Origin of the sequence: Candidatus Methylopumilus rimovensis (assembly GCF_006364615.1) — a bacterium.
In the GTDB taxonomy this organism is placed as follows: Bacteria; Pseudomonadota; Gammaproteobacteria; order Burkholderiales; family Methylophilaceae; genus Methylopumilus; species Methylopumilus rimovensis.
This window is the reverse complement of record NZ_CP040986.1, coordinates 382,706-403,343: the sequence shown is the minus strand read 5'-3', so window position 1 is coordinate 403,343 and position 20,638 is coordinate 382,706. Positions and strand designations below refer to the sequence as shown.

20 protein-coding genes are annotated in these 20,638 nt (G+C 39.5%); 7 read left to right on the top strand and 13 right to left on the bottom strand.

Annotated features, from left to right (window positions below):
- Nucleotides 1-3 precede the first annotated feature (3 nt).
- Nucleotides 4-1,108, bottom strand: a protein-coding gene (prfB, locus tag FIT61_RS02125) for a peptide chain release factor 2 (protein ID WP_139882932.1) whose coding sequence is annotated in 2 segments (ribosomal slippage) — nt 4-1,026 and nt 1,028-1,108 — 1,104 coding nt in all. Because the reading frame shifts where the segments join, the coding sequence is not laid out codon by codon here.
- 132 nt (nt 1,109-1,240) lie between these two features.
- On the opposite strand from prfB, the gene FIT61_RS02120 reads away from it, so the two are divergent.
- The 5 genes from FIT61_RS02120 to FIT61_RS02100 all read left to right on the top strand — a co-directional run bounded on the left by FIT61_RS02120 (nt 1,241) and on the right by FIT61_RS02100 (nt 5,306).
- Nucleotides 1,241-2,239, top strand: coding sequence for a PstS family phosphate ABC transporter substrate-binding protein (locus tag FIT61_RS02120; RefSeq protein ID WP_139873199.1), 999 nt, complete (start codon nt 1,241-1,243; stop codon nt 2,237-2,239).
- A 123-nt stretch (nt 2,240-2,362) separates the two neighbouring features.
- Complete coding sequence (gene pstC / locus FIT61_RS02115; RefSeq protein ID WP_139883919.1) at nt 2,363-3,289, top strand: phosphate ABC transporter permease subunit PstC; 927 nt, start codon at nt 2,363-2,365, stop codon at nt 3,287-3,289.
- Nucleotides 3,290-3,292: 3 nt separating this feature from the next.
- Entirely contained in the window at nt 3,293-4,252 is a 960-nt protein-coding gene (gene pstA, locus FIT61_RS02110) for a phosphate ABC transporter permease PstA (protein ID WP_420886460.1), read from the top strand.
- A 21-nt stretch (nt 4,253-4,273) separates the two neighbouring features.
- A complete protein-coding gene (gene pstB / locus FIT61_RS02105) occupies nt 4,274-5,053 on the top strand; it encodes a phosphate ABC transporter ATP-binding protein PstB (protein WP_139873198.1) in 780 nt (259 codons plus the stop codon).
- Nucleotides 5,054-5,063: 10 nt separating this feature from the next.
- Nucleotides 5,064-5,306 carry a DUF6552 family protein gene (locus FIT61_RS02100; protein WP_223259481.1) on the top strand — a complete coding sequence of 81 codons (243 nt, stop codon included), beginning with the start codon at nt 5,064-5,066 and terminating at the stop codon, nt 5,304-5,306.
- Here FIT61_RS02100 and glmM read toward each other — a convergent pair whose 3' ends face one another.
- The 4 genes from glmM to FIT61_RS02080 all read right to left on the bottom strand — a co-directional run bounded on the left by glmM (nt 5,307) and on the right by FIT61_RS02080 (nt 10,118).
- Nucleotides 5,307-6,659 carry a phosphoglucosamine mutase gene (gene glmM, locus FIT61_RS02095; RefSeq protein ID WP_139882931.1) on the bottom strand — a complete coding sequence of 451 codons (1,353 nt, stop codon included), beginning with the start codon at nt 6,657-6,659 and terminating at the stop codon, nt 5,307-5,309.
- Nucleotides 6,660-6,661: 2 nt separating this feature from the next.
- A complete protein-coding gene (folP, locus tag FIT61_RS02090; protein WP_139882930.1) occupies nt 6,662-7,492 on the bottom strand; it encodes a dihydropteroate synthase in 831 nt (276 codons plus the stop codon).
- A gap of 38 nt (nt 7,493-7,530) precedes the next feature.
- Nucleotides 7,531-9,369, bottom strand: a complete 1,839-nt coding sequence (gene ftsH / locus FIT61_RS02085; protein WP_187351837.1) for an ATP-dependent zinc metalloprotease FtsH — start codon at nt 9,367-9,369, stop codon at nt 7,531-7,533.
- 131 nt (nt 9,370-9,500) lie between these two features.
- Nucleotides 9,501-10,118 carry an RlmE family RNA methyltransferase gene (locus FIT61_RS02080; RefSeq protein ID WP_139882928.1) on the bottom strand — a complete coding sequence of 206 codons (618 nt, stop codon included), beginning with the start codon at nt 10,116-10,118 and terminating at the stop codon, nt 9,501-9,503.
- A gap of 40 nt (nt 10,119-10,158) precedes the next feature.
- Here FIT61_RS02080 and FIT61_RS02075 point away from each other — a divergent pair, with 40 nt between their 5' ends.
- Complete coding sequence (locus tag FIT61_RS02075; RefSeq protein WP_139882926.1) at nt 10,159-10,446, top strand: YhbY family RNA-binding protein; 288 nt, start codon at nt 10,159-10,161, stop codon at nt 10,444-10,446.
- Here FIT61_RS02075 and FIT61_RS02070 read toward each other — a convergent pair whose 3' ends face one another.
- From FIT61_RS02070 to FIT61_RS02045, 6 genes are all read right to left on the bottom strand, one after another.
- Complete coding sequence (locus tag FIT61_RS02070; protein ID WP_139882924.1) at nt 10,447-10,893, bottom strand: DUF4149 domain-containing protein; 447 nt, start codon at nt 10,891-10,893, stop codon at nt 10,447-10,449.
- A 35-nt stretch (nt 10,894-10,928) separates the two neighbouring features.
- A complete protein-coding gene (greA, locus tag FIT61_RS02065) occupies nt 10,929-11,408 on the bottom strand; it encodes a transcription elongation factor GreA (protein ID WP_139873191.1) in 480 nt (159 codons plus the stop codon).
- A 68-nt stretch (nt 11,409-11,476) separates the two neighbouring features.
- Complete coding sequence (gene carB / locus FIT61_RS02060; RefSeq protein WP_139882922.1) at nt 11,477-14,680, bottom strand: carbamoyl-phosphate synthase large subunit; 3,204 nt, start codon at nt 14,678-14,680, stop codon at nt 11,477-11,479.
- On the bottom strand, nt 14,667-15,815 hold the full coding sequence (carA, locus tag FIT61_RS02055) for a glutamine-hydrolyzing carbamoyl-phosphate synthase small subunit (protein ID WP_139882920.1): 1,149 nt from the start codon (nt 15,813-15,815) through the stop codon (nt 14,667-14,669). The genes carB and carA overlap by 14 nt, the downstream gene beginning before the upstream one ends.
- Nucleotides 15,816-15,961: 146 nt before the next feature.
- Nucleotides 15,962-16,774 carry a 4-hydroxy-tetrahydrodipicolinate reductase gene (dapB, locus tag FIT61_RS02050; protein ID WP_139882918.1) on the bottom strand — a complete coding sequence of 271 codons (813 nt, stop codon included), beginning with the start codon at nt 16,772-16,774 and terminating at the stop codon, nt 15,962-15,964.
- Between the two features lie 4 nt (nt 16,775-16,778).
- Nucleotides 16,779-17,492 carry an outer membrane protein assembly factor BamE gene (locus FIT61_RS02045; RefSeq protein ID WP_187351819.1) on the bottom strand — a complete coding sequence of 238 codons (714 nt, stop codon included), beginning with the start codon at nt 17,490-17,492 and terminating at the stop codon, nt 16,779-16,781.
- A gap of 84 nt (nt 17,493-17,576) precedes the next feature.
- Between FIT61_RS02045 and fur the strand changes: the two genes are divergently transcribed.
- On the top strand, nt 17,577-18,008 hold the full coding sequence (fur, locus tag FIT61_RS02040) for a ferric iron uptake transcriptional regulator (protein ID WP_139873187.1): 432 nt from the start codon (nt 17,577-17,579) through the stop codon (nt 18,006-18,008).
- On the opposite strand, the gene recN is transcribed toward fur, so the two are convergent.
- Both recN and FIT61_RS02030 read right to left on the bottom strand, forming a co-directional pair.
- Entirely contained in the window at nt 18,005-19,663 is a 1,659-nt protein-coding gene (gene recN, locus FIT61_RS02035) for a DNA repair protein RecN (RefSeq protein WP_139873186.1), read from the bottom strand. The genes fur and recN overlap by 4 nt on opposite strands.
- 9 nt (nt 19,664-19,672) lie before the next feature.
- The gene (locus FIT61_RS02030) at nt 19,673-20,542 is read right to left on the bottom strand and encodes an NAD(+) kinase (RefSeq protein ID WP_139882916.1); all 870 of its coding nucleotides are present in this window, start codon (nt 20,540-20,542) and stop codon (nt 19,673-19,675) included.
- Between the last annotated feature and the right edge of the window lie 96 nt (nt 20,543-20,638).

Below are 20,638 nucleotides of genomic sequence, written 5' to 3'. Positions count from 1 at the left end.
TTTTTACACTCCCTGCTTTAAGCTTTCACTAATAAATGGATCAAGGTCACCATCAAGCACACCTTGTGTATTACCTACTTCAACATCGGTTCGTAAATCTTTAATGCGCGATTGGTCGAGCACGTAGCTTCTAATTTGATGTCCCCAGCCTATGTCTGTTTTGGCATCTTCCAGCGCTTGTTTTTCTTCGTTGCGTTTATTTAACTCTAACGCATAAAGTTGTGCGCGTAACATATTCATTGCTTCTGCTTTATTGCGGTGCTGCGATCTATCATCCTGACATTGCACAACCGTATTGGTGGGTATATGCGTAATACGAACCGCTGAGTCAGTCTTATTAATATGCTGGCCTCCAGCACCTGAAGCTCTGAAAGTATCAATTCTTAAATCTGCTGGATTGATATCCACTTCAATGGAGTCATCTACCTCAGGGTACACCTGGACACTTGCAAAGGATGTATGACGTCTATTACCAGAATCAAAAGGTGATTTTCGAACCAATCGATGCACGCCCGTTTCAGTTCTTAAGTGCCCAAAAGCATAATCGCCAGATATTTTTAATGTCGCACTTTTAATGCCTGCGATATCGCCGTCTGAAATATCGAGCACCTCTACTTTAAATCCTTTTCTTTCTCCATACCTTATATACATGCGAAAAAGCATATTTGCCCAATCTTGCGCTTCAGTGCCGCCACTTCCCGATTGGAAGTTAATGAAACAATTGTTTGCATCCATGGGATGAGAGAACATACGACGGAATTCCATCGCCTCCACACTTTTTTCTAAAGTGTCGCTTTCTTCTAAAACAACTTTAAGCGTCTCGTCATCATTTTCAATGCGAGCCAATTCAAATAACTCACACTGGTCTTTCAAATTGATTGCAAGCGTCTCAAGTCCGTTCACAATAAAGTCAAGCTCACGCTTTTCTTTGCCTAAGGTCTGACTTTTGGCTTGATCATTCCAGATCGAGGGATCTTCAAGTTCTTTTGAAATCTGATCTAAGCGAGACTTTTTGACGTCAAAGTCAAAGGTACCCCCTAAGTGCTTGATGGCGTTCATTTAATCCATTAAGTCGGTGCTCAATGAGGTTAAGGGTCTCTGCGTCCATGGGTCTTTTTATCTATAAAAACAAAGAATTATACATTTAAATGGTTACTTAATTTTCTGTCATATATCTGTCACAATTAGCTCATACACTTACTCTAGATTCAATCACTTAAAACAAATACCGGAGCCTTTAATGAAATATAACAAAATCAATAGCTTAGGTTTGGCAGCTTTAGTTGCTTCAACCCTTACATTCTCATTCAACATCCACGCCGCAGATAAAACAATTTCAATTGACGGTTCTTCCAGTGTTTACCCAATCACTGAAGCCGTTGCTGAAGACTTCCAAAAGAAAACAGGTACGAAAGTCACTGTAGGTGTCTCAGGCACAGGTGGTGGCTTTAAAAAATTCTGTCGCGGTGAAACGATGATCTCAAATGCTTCAAGACCGATTTCTAAAAAAGAAATGGACATGTGTGCTGAGAGCGGCGTCACTTTTATTGAATTACCTATCGCTTACGACGCTTTAACAGTCGTGACTAATAAAGCGAATGACTGGGCAAAATCCATCACTGTGGCTGAGCTTAACAAAATTTGGGCATCAGGTAGCTCCGTCAAAAGTTGGAAAGATGTAAACCCAGCTTGGCCTAATCAACCCATGAAATTATTTGGCCCAGGCGCTGACTCAGGTACTTTTGACTACTTCACAGAAGCGATTAATGGACGTGCTAAATCATGTCGCTCTGACTTCACAGCGTCCGAAGATGACAATGTGTTAGTAACTGGTGTATCAGGTGATAAAGGGGGCTTAGGCTACTTTGGTTTAGCGTATTACCTTGAAAACAAAGATAAGCTTAATGCTGTTGCAATCGTGGCTAAAGATAAAACGAATGGTGTTCTACCTTCAGAAGCCACTGTGATGGATGGCACATACCAACCGTTAGCACGCCCTTTATTTATCTACGTGAATGGTGCTAAAGGTGCTTTTGATAAAGATGTGAAAGCTTTTGTTGAATACTATATCGCTAATGCCCCTAAGCTCGTGAAGGAAGTTAAATACGTTCCACTCACTTCTACTGAGTACGCAGCGGTATCTAAACACTGGCAAAGTAAAAAATCTGGCTCAGGTTTTAATGGCACTGCTGAGGTTGGTTTAAAAATTGAAGACCTTATTAAACGCATCAAAGACTAAGCATTGAAAGGCCTTTAAAGCAAGTGAGTAACCATTAAAAAAGGCGGCATAAATGCCGCCTTTTTTAACTTTGAAACGTTACAATAATTTTTATGTAACTCTATAAGAAAAAATAAATTGGCAATCACTCCATTACAAGATCCACCCATCAGTAAAAGACTCGCTAAAAATATTAAGCGAAACTTTATTGAACGCATCATCGAAATCATTCTGCTTTTTGCAGCGCTTGCTGCTACTTTTATTACCTTAGGTATTGTTTATATTTTAGTCACTGAAGCCTCAGGGTTTTTTAAAGAGGTCAGCGTGGTAGAGTTCTTAACGAGCACGCAATGGAGCCCGCTCTTCGAAGATGCCCACTACGGCATCCTTCCTCTGGTATCAGGCACGCTCACAACCTCTTTCGTGGCGCTCATGATTGCAATCCCCATTGGCACAATTGCTGCAATCTATCTTTCTGAATTTGCATCTCACAAAACACGTGAGACTGTAAAGCCTATACTAGAACTTCTTGTAGGTGTTCCTACGGTGGTCTTTGGTTACTTTACCCTTCTTTTTGTGACACCCTTACTTCAGAAGTTAAACCCTGACTTACCCACGTTTAACATGCTAGGGGCCGGTATTGTCATGGGTGTCATGATTATCCCTTACATCGCATCGGTTGCGGAGGATGCTATGAGAGCAGTGCCTATGAATATGCGAGAAGGTTCTTATGCGATGGGGGCTACTAAATTTCAAACAGCGATTCGTGTCGTCACACCCGCCGCCACATCGGGCATTATTGCCGCCTATATTTTGGGGATCAGCCGTGCGGTCGGAGAGACTATGGTCGTCGCGATCGCAGCAGGACAGCAACCTAGCTTTACCTTTAATCCACTCGAAGGGGCAGCGACCATTACAGCCTACATCGTGCAAGTCGCGATGGGAGATTTGCCGCATGGCAGCTTAGGCTATCAGAGTATTTTTGCAGCAGGTATGGTCTTATTTTTACTGACCTTCTTATTTAATATTCTAGGTCATATGGCTCGTAAACGATTTGCAGAGAGATATTAATGTATGGTGAAAGATAAAATGGACTCTGAATTTAGTTTAATCAAGCCTAAAACGCTTAACGAAGTGCGCGCTATGATTCGAAAGCATAAGCGTAACGACTTTATTTTTTCATCGATTGGTTTATTGACCATCATATTCGCCCTCCTTACATTGCTTATTCTATTTGTCGATCTTGTGATGGATGGCTACCCTAAATTAAATTATGAATTCTTTACAGACTTTCCATCAAGACGTGCGGCACACGCGGGTATTTTGTCAGCATGGGTGGGTTCGTTACTGATTATGCTGGTCACCTTTATTACTGCAGTGCCTATGGGGGTCGCGGCTGGCGTTTATTTAGAAGAATATGCGCCCAAGAATTGGTTCACTGACATTATTGAAATTAATGTCACCAATCTTTCTGGTGTGCCATCCATTATTTATGGCTTACTCGCACTAGGGCTTTTTGTATACACATTTCATCTTGGACAAACGATTGTCACCGCGGGACTCACACTCGGTCTTTTAATGTTACCTATTGTCATCGTATCCACACGTGAAGCTATTAGATCTATCCCTATTGCTATTCGTGAAGCTGCTTATGCGGTAGGTGCGACTAAATGGCAGGTTGTATTGCATCACGTCATTCAGTATTCATTTGGTGGTATTTTGACCGGTATCATTATTGGTATGGCTCGAGCGCTAGGTGAAACAGCGCCTATTATTACTGTGGGAGCCCTCACCTTCATCGCGTTCTTACCGCCAGCGCCTATTTCCAGCTCAGCGCCATTTATTTCTTTTGAATGGTTACAGTCTGGATTTACCGTTCTACCGATTCAAATGTTTAGCTGGCTCTCACGACCTGAGCATGCATTTCATATTAACGCAGCTGCTGCGGGTGTCGTGATTATCATGCTCACACTTCTTATGAATGGAACAGCGATTTGGTTACGTTATCGCATTAGAAAAAATATTAAATGGTAAATTTTATTTACAGGAAAAAAAATGTCAGAAAATAAATTAAATATTAAAGCTGAAGCAAAGAATCTTAACTTTTTTTATGCGGATGGAACCAAGGCATTAAAAAATGTAAGTCTTCCTGTCTATGAAAATAAGATCACTGCCCTCATTGGACCATCGGGTTGCGGTAAATCTACATTCTTACGTTGCTTTAATCGCATGCATGATCTTTATCCTGGTAATCGCTATGAAGGGCAAATCCTTCTTCATCCTGATAACACCAACGTGCTCGCTAAAGGTGTTGATCCCATTGAAGTGCGCATGCGCATTAGTATGGTGTTTCAAAAGCCCAATCCATTTCCAAAATCTATTTATGAGAATGTAGCCTACGGATTAAGGGTACGTGGTGAAAGATCAAAGTCTGCTGTTGATGATAAGGTTGAGGAAGCATTAAAAGGTGCATCGCTCTGGAATGAAGTTAAAAATAGATTACAAGATTTAGCTTTTAATTTATCCGGTGGTCAACAACAGCGTTTATGTATTGCGCGTGCTTTAGCGACTGACCCTGAAATTATGTTATTCGATGAGCCTACTTCCGCACTTGATCCTATTGCAACAGTGAATATTGAAGAGCTGATGTCTGGATTAAAAAATAAATTATCTATCTTGGTCGTGACACATAACATGCAGCAGGCTGCACGTATTTCTGATTACACAGCCTATATGTACCTAGGCGAGATGATTGAGTTCGATGCGACAGATAAGATCTTCACCAACCCGAGCAGAAAAGAAACAGAAGATTACATTACAGGTAAATTCGGTTAGTTCTGTCAAATTGATCCATACAACAAGAAAATTCTTTAAAAAAAATTTAAAGTGGTTTGCTACTTTTTTTATTTTATTAGGATTACTTCTCACCAATCTTAATCTCTACCCTTACAATATTTTTTCTCATAGCTTAGGGGTGATGGGCTGGACGTTCACAGGATACTTAAGTAAGGATAAAGCCATTATGATTAACTTTGGATTACAAATCCCTTTATTCATGATTGGCTATTTAAAAATATTTGGATTTTAGTTAGGCAACTTCCCTCACTGTGTCAGCAATAAAGTGCGCATGATTTTTGACTGCCTCAAAATCTTCACCCTCTACCATGACACGAATCTTAGGCTCTGTGCCTGAAGGTCTCAAGAGTACTCGCCCTTTGCTATTCAATTTAACTTCTACCTTTTTTACTGCATCCTGAATTGATTTATTTTTTTCTAAATCAATTTTTTTGTGTGTCTCAACATTGATTAGTACTTGAGGATAGAGCGGTGAATCTTTGGTCGCCTCATGAAGTGATTGATTGAGAAGTCTTAAAGACTTTAAAACTTGCAAGGAAGCGATGATAGCGTCTCCCGTTGAATGCTGATCAAGGGTAAGTATATGTCCTGAATTTTCTCCACCAATGAGCCAACCTTTTTCAAGCAAGGCTTCTAAAACATAACGGTCACCTACTTGCGTTCTTACAAATTCAACGCCTAAATCTTGGAGCGCTTTTTCAATCGCCATATTCGTCATGAGTGTTCCAACCACGCCACCTTTTAATTGATTTTTTTCTTTTAAAGCACGTGTGATCACTAAAAGGAGTTGATCGCCATCAATGATATTTCCTAAGTGGTCAATCATCACGACACGATCACCATCGCCATCAAAAGCAATACCTAAATCTGCCTTATGTTTTAAGGTGGCTTCTTTGATGGTTTTAGGATGTGTGGAACCCACATCGAGATTAATATTAAATCCATCAGGCTCATTACCGATAGCGATCACCTCAGCGCCAAGCTCTGAAAATATTTTAGGGGCTACATGATAAGTCGCACCATGGGCGCAATCGAGCACCATCTTGAGTCCGCGAAGATTAAGTTTTTCTGGGAATGTACTTTTACAAAACTCAACATAACGACCTTCTGCATCATCTACACGCTTCGCTTTACCAAGCTCGTGAGGCAATACTGTTGTAATAGGTTGGCTTAATGCTAATTCCACTTCCGCTTCAAAAGCATCAGGTAATTTTTCTCCAGCCTCTGAAAATATTTTAATGCCGTTATCTGGAAATGGATTATGTGAGGCAGAGATCACAATACCTGCTTGCGACCTTAAGGCTTTTGTAAGATATGCAACCGCTGGTGTTGGCATAGGGCCTGTTAAATACACATTGACGCCTGCAGCAATAAATCCAGCCTCTAATGCTGACTCCAGCATATAACCTGAAACTCTTGTATCTTTACCAATGACAACACTTGGATGTTTAATTTTTTTATCCGTATTATTTTTGACTAGAATAGATCCGATGGCGAACCCGAGACGAATGAAGAAATCAGGTGTGATAGGATCGTGCCCCACTACGCCTCGAATACCGTCTGTGCCGAAATAATGTCTTGCCATAATTAAGTTTTGCCTTGCGCTACATTGATAATTTTAAGTGCGCTTTTTGTTTCTTTTACATCGTGAACTCGTAGTATTTTAGCGCCTTTTATGACAGAAAAGATAGCCGCGGAGAGGCTACCTGATAAATGATCATCAGTGTCGCCATTTAAAATTTTTCTAATAAATGATTTTCTGGAGAGCCCGACCAGAAGTGGAAATTTTAAGGATTGAAATGATTCTAGATGTTGCAGAAGCTCTATATTGTGCTCGAATGTTTTACCGAATCCAAAGCCTGGATCTAAAATTATGCGTGACTTATCAATACCCTCAAGCATGAGATGATTTACGCGCGCTTCTAAAAATAATTTCACTTCACTCACAACATTTGTATACTGAGGATTCACCTGCATCGTCTTAGGTGTGCCTTGCATATGCATTAAACATATGCCGACATTAGACTCTTTAATGATATCAATAGCACCAGGCTGACTTAATGCATACACATCATTAATGATCGCCACATCCAAAGCAATAACCGCTTTCATCACTTGAGGCTTATAAGTATCGATAGAGATAGCAATGTCAGACTCTTTTTTTAAGGCCTCAATGATGGGCGTGATACGTTTTAATTCTTCATCTGCACTTACAGGATCTGATCCTGGGCGAGTCGACTCACCACCAATATCGATGATATCCACACCCTCTTCAATCATTTGATGAGCGCGCTTTAATGCGCTATCCAAAGTTAAGTATTGGCCACCATCTGAGAATGAATCGGGTGTGATATTTAAAATGCCCATGATCAGTGGGCGTTTTAAATCAAAGACATGTTTATTTAATTGCAGCATCATAAAAAAACAAAGGCTAGATAAACTAGCCTTGATTTCATTTAGCCTTTGGCGCTCGGTTGAGGAACCACGGCTACTTTCGTACCTGAAGATCCTTTGTCGCTCTTAGGAGGATTGGGTGTTTGTGTAGGTTTTGGCGGTCTCGCTTTTTTACCTGCCATGATGTCATTAATCTGATCCGCATCAATGGTTTCATATTCAAGCAGCGCTTTAGCCATCGCCTCAACTTTACGACGATTTTTTTCAATCAGTTTTCTCGCAACACTATATTGCTCATCTAGAATACGGCGAATCTCAGCGTCTACTTTTTGTTGAGTAGCTTCAGAAATTGTTTTAGAAGACATTGCGCCAAAGAATGAATCCTGATCTTGACCCACATAAACCATCGTACCCAATTTATCTGACATACCGTAACGTGTGACCATGTCACGTGCTAATTTTGTTGCGCGCTCAAAATCATTCGATGCACCTGTCGACATTTGCTTCATAAATACCTCTTCAGCAATGCGTCCGCCAAAGAGAATTGAAATCTCTTCTAACATCTTATTCTTATAGTTGCTGATTCGATCAAACTCTGGCAACTGCCATGTCAAGCCTAATGCCCAACCGCGAGGCATGATAGTCACTTTATGAACCGGATCTGCATGAGGTAACAATTTTGCAACCACTGCATGACCTGATTCATGGTATGCCGTATTCATGCGCTCCTCTTCTCGCATCACGAGTGATTTTCTTTCAGGGCCCATAAAGATTTTATCTTTAGCATCTTCAAAATCTTGCATATCTACGGTACGTTTATTACGACGCGCTGCAAACAATGCTGACTCGTTCACAAGGTTTGCTAGGTCTGCACCTGAAAAACCAGGCGTACCTCTTGCAATGATGCTTGCCTTCACATCAGGATCTGCTGGAATTTTTCTCATATGAACTAATAGGATTTCTTCGCGACCTTTAATATCAGGGAGTGACACCATCACTTGACGATCGAAACGTCCCGGACGAAGTAGCGCTTTATCTAATACATCGGCACGATTGGTTGCCGCAATGACAATCACGCCTGAATTTGCTTCAAAGCCATCGAGCTCAACTAAAAGTTGATTGAGTGTTTGTTCGCGCTCATCATTACCGCCGCCGGTACCTTGACCACGATGACGACCTACCGCATCAATTTCATCGATAAAGATAATGCATGGTGCGCTTTTTTTAGCTTGCTCAAACATATCGCGAACACGAGCAGCACCTACACCTACAAACATTTCTACGAAGTCAGATCCTGAAATCGTAAAGAAAGGGACTTTTGCTTCACCAGCGATGGCGCGAGCCAATAATGTTTTACCTGTGCCTGGAGGTCCCACCATGAGCACGCCCCTTGGAATGCGGCCGCCCAATTTATGGAATTTACCTGGATCTTTTAAGAACTCAACAATCTCAGTGACTTCTTCTTTAGCTTCATCACATCCTGCGACATCAGCAAATGTAGTCTGATTGTTAGTTTGATCAAGCTGTCTTGCTTTACTCTTACCAAATGAGAATGGGCCGCCACCTTTGGAGCCACCTTGCATTTGACGCATAAAGAAAATCCATACGCCTACCAGAAGAATCATCGGGAACCATGATATGAAAATGCTCATAAGGATCGATTGTTGCTCTTCAGGCTTAGCTTCAACGATGACATTATTTTTTAGAAGATCAGATACCAACCAAGGATCTGTCGGCGCATAGGTATTAAATTTCTTACCTTCGCTCGTTGTTCCTTTAATTTTGTGGTTATCAATTTCAACTTTGGCGATCTTGCCATCTTTCACTTGTTCCATAAATTGTGAATAGACCAGTGAAGTATCATTTTTCGAAGAGCCCGAAAACTGATTGAAAACAGTCATAAGAATGAGTGCGATCGCGACCCAAATGGCAATACTTTTTAGTGTGTTGTTATTCAATTGATGGATGACCTCGTATCATCTGTTTTAATCACTTTATTTTAAACCTAATTATGTGACTTTATTGAGACTTTTTAAGCTTTTGCAAAGCCTAGCAAATAAACTTCACTGCTACGATCACGAGAAGCTTTAGGCTTCACCGTAATCACCTTTTCAAACTCAGGACGCATCTTTTTTACCAGCTCATCAAAGTCACTACCAACAAAGGTTTTGACTAGAAAATGTCCGCCTGGTTTCAACCATTGTAAAGAAAAATCTAAAGCCAGCTCGGTCAAATACATAACACTTGGCTGATCAACTGTCTTGATACCTGTAATATTGGGGGCCATATCCGAAATTACAAGGTCTATCGGTGAATTATTTAAGCGGGCTTCAAGCTCTCTAAGAGAGGCCTCTTCTCTAAAATCCCCTTGGATAAAATCAACTCCAGGAATAGGGTCCATAGGCAACAAATCCATAGCAATAATGTGGCCTTTTCCTTGGAGAAGCTTGGCGGCCACCTGAGACCAACTTCCTGGGGTTGATCCTAAATCAACAACATTCATCCCGGGCTTAATAAGCTTATATTTCTCGTGAATCTCCATGAGCTTATATGCAGCTCTCGATCGAAAGCCATCTTTCTGGGCTTGTTTGACGAAGGCGTCATTCACATGCTCTTGCATCCAGGCCTTGCTAGTTCTTGTTCTTTTCATCTGTTAAAATCGATTCTTTAGATCTTTAGAAGTTTCTACCTTGAATTCAAAAGCCATTGCATACCTTCGAAGCTTAGCGCACACATTAAATCCAGTGGTCAGAATTGGCAATAAAGGCTTAACATCATCCGTCATTAAAGAAATCGATCTTAGTCTTAAAGCGCATGAGTTGATTAAAATTAAAATCCAAAATGACGAAAAGTCAGTTCGTGAATCCATGTTAAATGAAATATGTGAGGCACTTCAAGCCACTGCTATCCATCATATCGGCTTACAAATTATTGTTTATCGTGCGGCGTCAGAGCCCAAGATAGTATTGCCCAAATAATTATCTAATTTTTAAGATAGCAAAAACACCTAAGAAACACTCAAGTAAATACGCAATACTTGAGATACCATGCCAAGTTGAAAATCGATCTGCAAAGACACTCTCCATGACATCTTTTGGCATCGCGTCTAATTTGAATTTTTCTAACAACGGATTAATGCCTAAATGACTAATCAAAATAAGAACAAGCATGAGAACAATAATCCAAAAGAAACCTTGTTTTAATGCATTTGTACCATACTGATATATACGTTGAATCAGAAGATAAATGCTAGCGGCCATACCCACATAAGCCATCATTCGAAAAAGCTGTCCTGCAATATTGCCTGCAAGTTGTGCCTCAGGTATCAGTTTGAATAACTCATAAGCCACAATACCTACAACCCACAAGCCGCCTATCCAAAAGGTTGCGGTAATGATTGCTAAATTTTCTAACCATTGTTTCATGATGTTTTTAGTTTAATACAAAAATGGGTTTTCATTTATAGATACTTGATATCGAGTATCTCATAAGATTTGGCACCACCTGGGGTATTCACTTCGGCCACATCCCCAACAGCTTTTCCGATAAATGCTTTTGCAATCGGCGAATTGATTGAAATCTTTTTCTGTTTAATATCAGCCTCATCATCTCCTACAATTTGGTAGGTAAAAATATCTTCGGTATCAAGATCCTGAGCTTCAACAGTTGAACCAAATACACATTGATTTTCACCAACAATAGTAGAGGGATCAATCACCATCGCATTTGATAATTTTGCTTCAATTTCTGCAATACGGCCTTCGATAAAACTTTGGCGTTCTTTTGCTGACTCATATTCAGCATTCTCAGATAAGTCACCTTGTGCTCTTGCTTCTGAAATAGCTTGGATAATATTCGGACGATCAACACTTTTTAAACGTTGCAGCTCTTCCTTAAGAAGCTCGGCGCCTTTAATGGTCATGGGTATTTGTTTAAGCATATTCATTCCTATTAAAACAAAAACCACGCTCTATAAATGGAGTGTGGTTTATAAAAATTGAGTGTATTTTAAGTAAGTTCTTTATGCAAGCTTTGGATAGAGGTGACAGTAATCTCTTCGACGAAATTCATCCCAATGCATGCCGCTTTGGCGCCTGCAATAGTTGTGTAATAAGTCACTTTATTTTGTAACGCGTATCTTCGAATTTCATACGAATCTGCAATAGCACGTTTATCTTCTGTGACATTGACGATAAAAGAAATCTCATTATTTTTAATCATATCAACAATATGAGGTCTTCCCTCTGCTACTTTATTGACTGACTCAACATGAAGTCCTGCATCCATCAAAGCTTTTGCAGTGCCCTTAGTTGCCACAATCTGAAAACCTAATTTATCTAATGATTTTGCAATCTCAACAACCTTGTGATGGTCTTCACGGCGCACACTGATAAACGCCTTTCCATCTTTAGGTAATTTTGTAGAGGAGCCAAGTTGAGATTTAATAAACGCTTCCGCAAATGTTTTACCTAGGCCCATAACTTCACCTGTTGATTTCATTTCAGGCCCTAAAATTGTATCGACACCAGGGAATTTAATAAATGGGAACACAGCCTCTTTGACAGAGAAAAATTTAGGCACAATTTCTTTCGTCACTTTTTGTGACTTAAGAGTTATACCGACCATATTGCGTGCTGCAATTTTAGCTAACTGCAACCCACATGCTTTAGATACAAAAGGAACGGTACGAGATGCTCTAGGATTAACTTCTAGAACATAAATTACATCACCTTGAATCGCAAACTGCACATTCATCAAGCCTACAACGTTAAGCGCCTTCGCCATCTCAATAGTTTGTTTTCTTAATTCATCTTGAGTTTTTTTAGACAAGCTATAAGGAGGGAGTGAGCACGCAGAGTCACCTGAGTGAACACCCGCCTGTTCGATGTGCTCCATAATGCCGCCAATAATGACATCTGTACCATCTGATAATGCATCGACATCCACCTCAAGTGCATCATTTAAAAATCGATCAAGAAGCACAGGAGATTCATGAGAGACTTTTACAGCTTCACGCATGTAACGTTCAAGTTGTGCTTGCTCATGTACAATTTCCATCGCACGACCACCAAGAACATAACTCGGTCTTACCACAAGTGGGTAGCCAATTTCTTCAGCTAAACGAATCGCATCTTCAGGAGTTCTCGCTGTGCGATTAGGCGGCTGCTTAAGGCCAATAGAATTTAACATTTTTTGGAAGCGCTCACGATCTTCTGCCATATCAATGGCATCAGGTGAGGTGCCAATAATCGGTACGCCTGCTTTTTCTAAATCTTTAGCTAATTTTAATGGGGTTTGTCCGCCGTATTGCACAATGACGCCAAATGGTTTTTCAATAGCGACAATTTCTAATACATCTTCAAGTGTCACGGGCTCAAAATAAAGTCGGTCTGAGGTGTCGTAATCAGTGGATACAGTTTCAGGATTACAATTCACCATGATGGTTTCGAATCCATCCTCACGCAATGCTAATGCTGCATGCACACAACAGTAATCAAATTCAATACCTTGTCCAATACGATTAGGTCCGCCACCTAATACAATAATTTTTTTCTTAAGCGTTGGATTAGCTTCACACTCTTCTTCATATGTTGAATACATATAAGCTGTATTCGTTGAGAATTCTGCAGCGCAGGTATCTACACGCTTATATACTGGTCTTACGTCATGCTTATGACGATAATTTCTAACATCCTCTTGTTTGGTTTTTAAAAGTGTTGCAAGCCTTCTATCAGAAAACCCTTTTTGCTTTAACTGAAATAAATCTTCTTTTGATAGATGATTAAGTGAGGTACCTATCAAATCTTTTTCGATATCAATAATATTTTTAATTTGATGTAAGAACCATGGATCAATATTGGAGTGTCCAAAAACTTCTTCAATCGACATGCCTAATCTAAATGCATCACCAACATACCAAATACGCTCAGGTCCTGGCTCTCTTAACTCTTTAATGATGAGATCTTGATCCGTTGTTTTTTCATCTAAGCCATCCACACCAATTTCAAGACCTCTTAATGCTTTTTGGAAAGATTCTTGGAAGGTACGTCCAATGGCCATAACTTCGCCCACAGATTTCATCTGAGTCGTAAGTCTTGAATCTGCTTGTGGAAATTTTTCAAACGCAAATCGAGGTACTTTAGTAACTACGTAATCAATACTTGGCTCAAAAGATGCAGGTGTTGCGCCACCTGTAATTTCATTTTTTAATTCATCTAATGTAAAGCCAACTGCAAGTTTTGCTGCAATTTTTGCAATCGGGAAACCTGTCGCTTTTGAAGCTAGGGCAGATGATCGAGATACACGAGGATTCATTTCAATCACTATCATGCGTCCATCTTTTGGATTGATTGCAAATTGCACATTGGAACCACCTGTATCCACGCCAATTTCTCGCAAGACTGCAATCGATGCATTACGCATGATTTGATATTCTTTATCGGTAAGTGTTTGCGCAGGAGCAACAGTAATCGAGTCGCCCGTGTGAACGCCCATTGGATCTAAGTTTTCAATCGAACAAATAATGATGCAATTATCTTGAGAGTCACGCACCACTTCCATCTCATACTCTTTCCATCCGAGCAAAGACTCTTCAATAAGAAGTTCTTTTGTGGGGGATGCTTCCAGTCCTCTTTCACAGATCGCTATAAACTCTTCACGATTGTATGCAATGCCACCGCCACTTCCTCCCATGGTAAATGATGGGCGAATAATAGCTGGATAACCAATACCTGCTTGAACTTGAATTGCCTCTTCTAGGCTATGTGCAATGGCTGACTTTGCCGAACCTAGGCCAATCTTATTCATAGCCTCTTTAAATTTTTGTCTATCTTCTGCTTTATCAATCGCTTCTTTCGATGCGCCAATTAATTCAACATTATATTTTTTTAGCACACCGTACTTATCTAAATCGAGCGCGCAATTGAGGGCAGTTTGCCCCCCCATTGTAGGAAGAAGCACATCTGGTTTTTCTTTTGCAATAATTTTTTCAACGATTTGCCAATTGATTGGTTCAATATAAGTTGCATCCGCCATTTCAGGATCTGTCATGATCGTAGCTGGATTCGAATTAACTAAGATGACGCGATAGCCTTCTTCACGAAGCGCTTTACAGGCTTGTGCGCCTGAATAGTCAAACTCACATGCTTGACCAATAACAATAGGGCCTGCACCAATAATGAGTATGGAATTAATATCTTTACGCTTTGGCATGGCTCATTTTCTTTTTTTCAATAAGATCAATAAAGTGATCAAACAAATAGCTCATTTCAGACGGGCCAGGACTTGCTTCAGGATGACCCTGAAAACTAAAAGCAGGTTGATCAAGTCTCTCAATACCTTGTAAGCTGCCATCAAAAAGAGATTGATGGGTAGCTGCTAAATTTTTAGGAAGTGAAGTTTGATCGACCGTGAAGCCATGATTTTGGCTGGTAATAAAAACACGTTTTGTTTTTAAATCTTGGACAGGGTGATTTGCCCCATGATGTCCAAATTTCATTTTAGATGTTTTAGCGCCACTCGCTAATGCTAAAAGTTGGTGGCCTAAACAAATACCAAAGGTAGGATAGCCATCGTCAACCAATTGTTTAATAGCTTTAATTGCATAATCGCATGGCTCAGGGTCTCCTGGTCCATTCGATAAAAATACACCATCAGGTTTTAAGCGAATCACTTCTTTATAAGAAGTTTCAGCAGGGACAACTGTCACCTTACATCGTCTTGAAACTAACATTCTTAAAATATTTTTCTTGATACCGTAATCAAATGCAACTACATGATAATCCGACTCTTTGTGATTGCTATAACCTTCAGATAATGACCACTCACCTTGATTGAACGCATAAGCTTTTTTAGAGCTCACAACTTTAGCGAGATCCATTCCGGAAAGTCCTGGAAAATTTTTAGCTTCTTGATGTGCTTTTTTATCATCATCAGACTCAGCAACAATACAGCCCGCCTGTGAGCCATGTTCTCTTAAATGTCTTGTGAGTTTTCTTGTATCAATATTTGCGATCGCAACAATGTGATTCGCTTTTAAGTATTCGGATAATGTTTGTTCGCTTCTAAAATTGCTATTAATCATGGCAAGATCGCGAATGATTAAGCCACTCGCATAGACCTTATCAGATTCAATATCTTCTTGATTAACACCTACATTACCAATATGAGGATAAGTAAGCGTGACAATTTGTTTTGTATAAGAAGGATCAGTCAGAATTTCTTGATAACCAGTCATGGAAGTATTAAAAACAACTTCACCTGTGGTTAAACCTGGAGCACCAATTGAAATACCTCGAAACTTAGTTCCGTCTGCAAGCACTAACACTGCCGACATATTTCGCGACAAAATGATTCTCCAGTATTTGCGAATTCAAGGGTTTGGGTACTGGATATACAAAACGGGAGAAGTTTTTAGCAGCTCCCGTCTCAAATATCGTAGATATTATAGTCGATTTAGCGCCTTATTTCAACGCACTAAATCACGATAAATAACTATTGATCAGAAAGTCCTAAGACCTTTTGCATGTCAAAAAGGCCGGTTTTTTGTTGAGACAAAAACTTTGCAGCTCTGAGCGCCCCTTTAGCAAAGGTCGCTCGACTTGAAGCCTTGTGAGTTAATTCAATACGCTCACCCGTACCTGCGAACAAAACCGTATGGTCACCTACAATGTCGCCACCGCGAATCGTTGAAAAACCAATAGTAGTTTGCTTGCGCTCGCCTGTGTTGCCATAACGCTCATACTGCGCATCCTTTTTAAGGTCTCTGCCGCTTGCTTTTGCAACCGCTTCTCCTAATCTCAAAGCTGTGCCTGAAGGTGCATCAATTTTATGTCGATGATGCGCTTCAATAATTTCAATATCAAAATCATCTTTGAGTAATTGCGTTGCTTTTTCAACTAATGAAATTAATAAATTAACGCCCACACTCATATTGGGTGCAAAAACAATCGGTATCGTTTTTGAAGCATCAAGAATAATTTTCTTCTCTTGATCTGAAAATCCAGTCGTACCAATTACATACTTCACTTGATGTGCTTCGCATAATTTCAAGTATTCGAGACTTGCTTCAGGTCTTGTGAAATCAATCACAACGTCAGCAGATGAAATCACTTTTGCAATGTCATGATCAATCTTAATGCCTGTGGAAATACCCAATGCCTCTCCTGCGTCAGAGCCTAACTTCTCGCTTGATTTATGATCAATGGCCGCCACAAGTGCCAAATCTTTATCGGCAGTAATTTCTTGGATGAGCGTTTGACCCATTCGGCCAGAAGCGCCTACGATAAGAATATTTATTTTGCTCATACGATTAGAATCCTATTTTTTCTAACATTAAATCAAAGTAATTGGGATCGGTTTCAGCTGGCAATGGTTTTGAATTACCAGTTTTTGAGGCTTCAGGTTTTACTACCTCAGGCTCTTTTTTAATTTCAACTGGAGCCACTTCGGTCACAGGCTTTTTAATTTCAGGCTCTAATTCTTTCGCTGGCTCAGTTATCTGTTTCTTTGGTGCCACAGATTTCCTATCTTCTAAAGGCGCTTCTTTTTTAGTTGGAACTATTTTTGGAGCAGGCTTCTCCTCATCGTCTTCCCAAAATTTTAAACGATCAAGCATGCCTTTTTCTTTTTGAATTGGTTTCTGATTAGCATCATTATTTTTTTGAGGAGCTATTTCTTGGCGCTCTTCATTCTTATTTTGAGGGGCGGGAATAACGTCACCTTTTACTTTAGCAAGCAAGTCTTTTTCAAACATCAAGATAACTCTTCTTTTTTCAATAATTACGCCATCATTTTCCATTTGATAAAAATAATCCCATTGATCTTTATGAAAGCTATCAGAAATTAATGGTGTGCCCATGACAAAGCGAACTTGAGTTTTTGTCATGCCTGGCTTTAATTGGGACATCATTTTTGAGGTGACTAAATTGCCTTGTTGAATTGGCATCTTATAAGGCTTAATAGAGGGTAATGAAGAAGAGCAGGCAGTGACTAAAAGGCTTAAAACAAGAAGAAATATACGCATTTTTATAACTTTAAACATAATGCATATTAATATAACATGCTAGACAGCATTCAAAATGTTTCGTAAAGCAATTTTTAAGGTGACATGATGGCACAAGATCATAAAGATTTAAAAAAATCAGGGCTTAAGGCAACGCTTCCCCGACTTAAAATCTTAAGTCTCTTTGAGCATAGTGATGCCAAACATCTCTCAGCCGAAGATGTCTATAAACTCTTAATTAAATCTGGTGAAGATGTAGGTCTAGCAACAGTCTATCGTGTGCTCACCCAATTTGAACAAGCAGGTCTTTTAATACGTCATCATTTTGAAAGTGATAAGGCTGTATTTGAATTAAGTGACTCGCAACATCACGATCATATTGTCTGTATGCAATGTGGTCACGTAGAAGAATTTTGTGATGATGAAATTGAAAAAAGACAGAAAATCATTGCAAGTAAAAAAGGATTTGTCATCCAAGAACATTCACTTTATATCTATGCTGAATGTACTAAAACACCCTGCCCTAACAAGATTTAAATCTGCAACATTTCCTTCGCGTGCTCTCTTGTGGTATCGGTAATCGATATACCTCCTAACATACGTGCAATTTCATCAACACGCATCTTGTCATCCATTAAATAAATATGGCTGAGTGTTTGGTTGTTTTCTTGTGTTTTGGATACTTTGTAATGATGAATAGCTAATGATGCAACTTGCGGTAAGTGAGTAATAACTAACACTTGCCTTTTATCATGATTACCCAATTCTTTTAAAAGCTTACCTACAATTTCTGCAACACTGCCTCCGATACCTACATCAACTTCATCAAAAATCATACAAGGCACATTTGCTTTTGAAATGGATGCCACACGAATTGCAAGACTTAAGCGAGAGAGTTCGCCTCCAGACGCTGCTTTATGAATAGGTCTTGGTTCAGCGCCTAAGTGGGATGCCACCATAAATTCAATATGCTCTAGACCATGGGCTGTTGGATCTTGAGGTGTGAGATTCACTTCAAAGCGTCCATGACTAAAAGATAATTTTTGCATCGCTTGAGTGATATTTTGACTTAAAGTCGCTGAAGCAGCTTTTCGAGCTTTAGATAATAAGTGTGCACTTTCATTGAAAGCTTGAAGCGCTAATTTTTCTTTAGCTTCGATACCTTCATCTGATTGGAAAGACTCAAGCTCATCCATTCGCGCTTGCCAAGAAATGAGTGTGGATTCAAATTCCTCAGGCTTGATACGATGCTTTCTGCCAAAGTTATGAATCGCTTGAATCCGCGCTTCAATATCTTTTAGTCTTTCTGGATCTAAATCAACTTTTTGTAAATACCGATTAAGAGAGCGAAGAAGTTCTTCTGTTTGAATATTAATGGAATCAATAAGCTCGGAAGATTCTTTCAATTTCTCATCAATAGTTACCGAGTGAGAAATTTTTTGCTGGATCAAATGAAGTCTATCTGAAATTGCTGTTTCATCTTTTTCTAAAACTTCAATACAAAAATTAATATCTTCAATAAGCTCGTTACCATGTGACAGCATGGCGTGATCTTGTTGCAAGGCTTCCCAGTCGCTCAGAGTAAATGAAAGTTGTTTTAACTCTCTTAATTTATCTCTTAATTCTGCAAGCTCATCGCTATAAATTTGCGCATTTTTTTCGTACTCAATTTTTTGTTGGTAAAGCTTATGCCATGTTTGATGTAGATTATAAGTTTTGAGGGCTAAGTCTGAGTGGCCACCAAAATCATCTAAAATTTGTCTTTGTGCGCTTAATTTTAAAAGTGAATGATGGGAGTTTTGACTATAAATATCAACGAGTGACTCGCCCAATTCTTTCAACTGCTGAAGTGTTGCCACTTTGCCATTAATAAAAGCTCTTGATTTTCCATCAGCATGAATCACTCTTCTTAAAATGAGTTCATAGCTATCAGATTCAAGTTCGTTTTCTTTGAGCCAATCGATTACTTCCTGATTATCTTTAATATCAAAGATAGCGCTGATATCCGCCTTTTCCTGCTGAAGCCTCACTACCCCACCCTCATTACGCTGGCCTAAAGCTAGGGATAGAGCGTCAATGAGAATTGATTTCCCAGCGCCTGTCTCACCTGTTAATGCTGAAAAACCAGATTTAAAATCCAAACTCATTTTGTCAACAATGACAAAATCAAGGATAGATAAATTAAGTAACATAGCGCTTTATTAACCCCAGTTTAATTTTTTTCTTAACATCTCAAAATAACAATAGTCTTTTGGATGAAGAAGCGTAATCATTTTTTCTGCGCGTTTAATTTCAACGCGATCACGAGGCTCAAGAGGTACTTTAAGTTGTCCGTCTATACTTAAGTAAGATTCGTCCATACTCACCACATGAATCTCGATAACGCTTTGACTGCTTACAGCGATAGGGCGATTACTTAATGTGTGCGGGCTAATCGGCACAATGGAAATAGCTTCTAATTCAGGATGAAGAATGGGTCCGCCTGCGGAAAGAGCATAAGCAGTCGTCCCTGTAGGTGTAGTCACTACAAGGCCATCTGATCTTTGTTTATGAACAAAACTACCATTAATTGACACCTCTAATTCAATCAAACGGGAACCGCTTCGGACAACCACGTCATTAAGCGCTAATGACTCATGAATGCATGTGGTGCCTCTAAAAATTTTAGATTGCAAAAGCATTCTTTTGTCTTTATATGAAGAACCTCGAAATATCTCATCGATTGATTCCAACATATTGCTTGTATTTAAATCTGCTAAAAATCCGAAACGTCCTTGATTCACCCCTATCAAAGGAATATCAAAATTCACTAGAGATCTTGCAACACCTAGCATAGTGCCATCACCACCAACGACGATCGCGAGATCTGCTTTTGCTCCAATCTCTTCTAATGTAATCGATTTAAATGCTTGAAACTTTCCAGATTGATGTGTTTTAGCCTCAATGAAGATATTGATATGCTTACTCGTTAAATATTGAGCGAGCTCTAAAAGCTGAGATTCAATGTCAGAAGATTCGCTTCCGCTCGCATATTTTCCGATAATTGCGACTGATTTATAGAGACTTTCCATAATTGAATTAAAGCATACTTAAGACGTAAGAATATATAGCAATTTAATATAGAAAAACTTAGTATATAAGCATTCATTTACAAAAGTCTTGCGTGT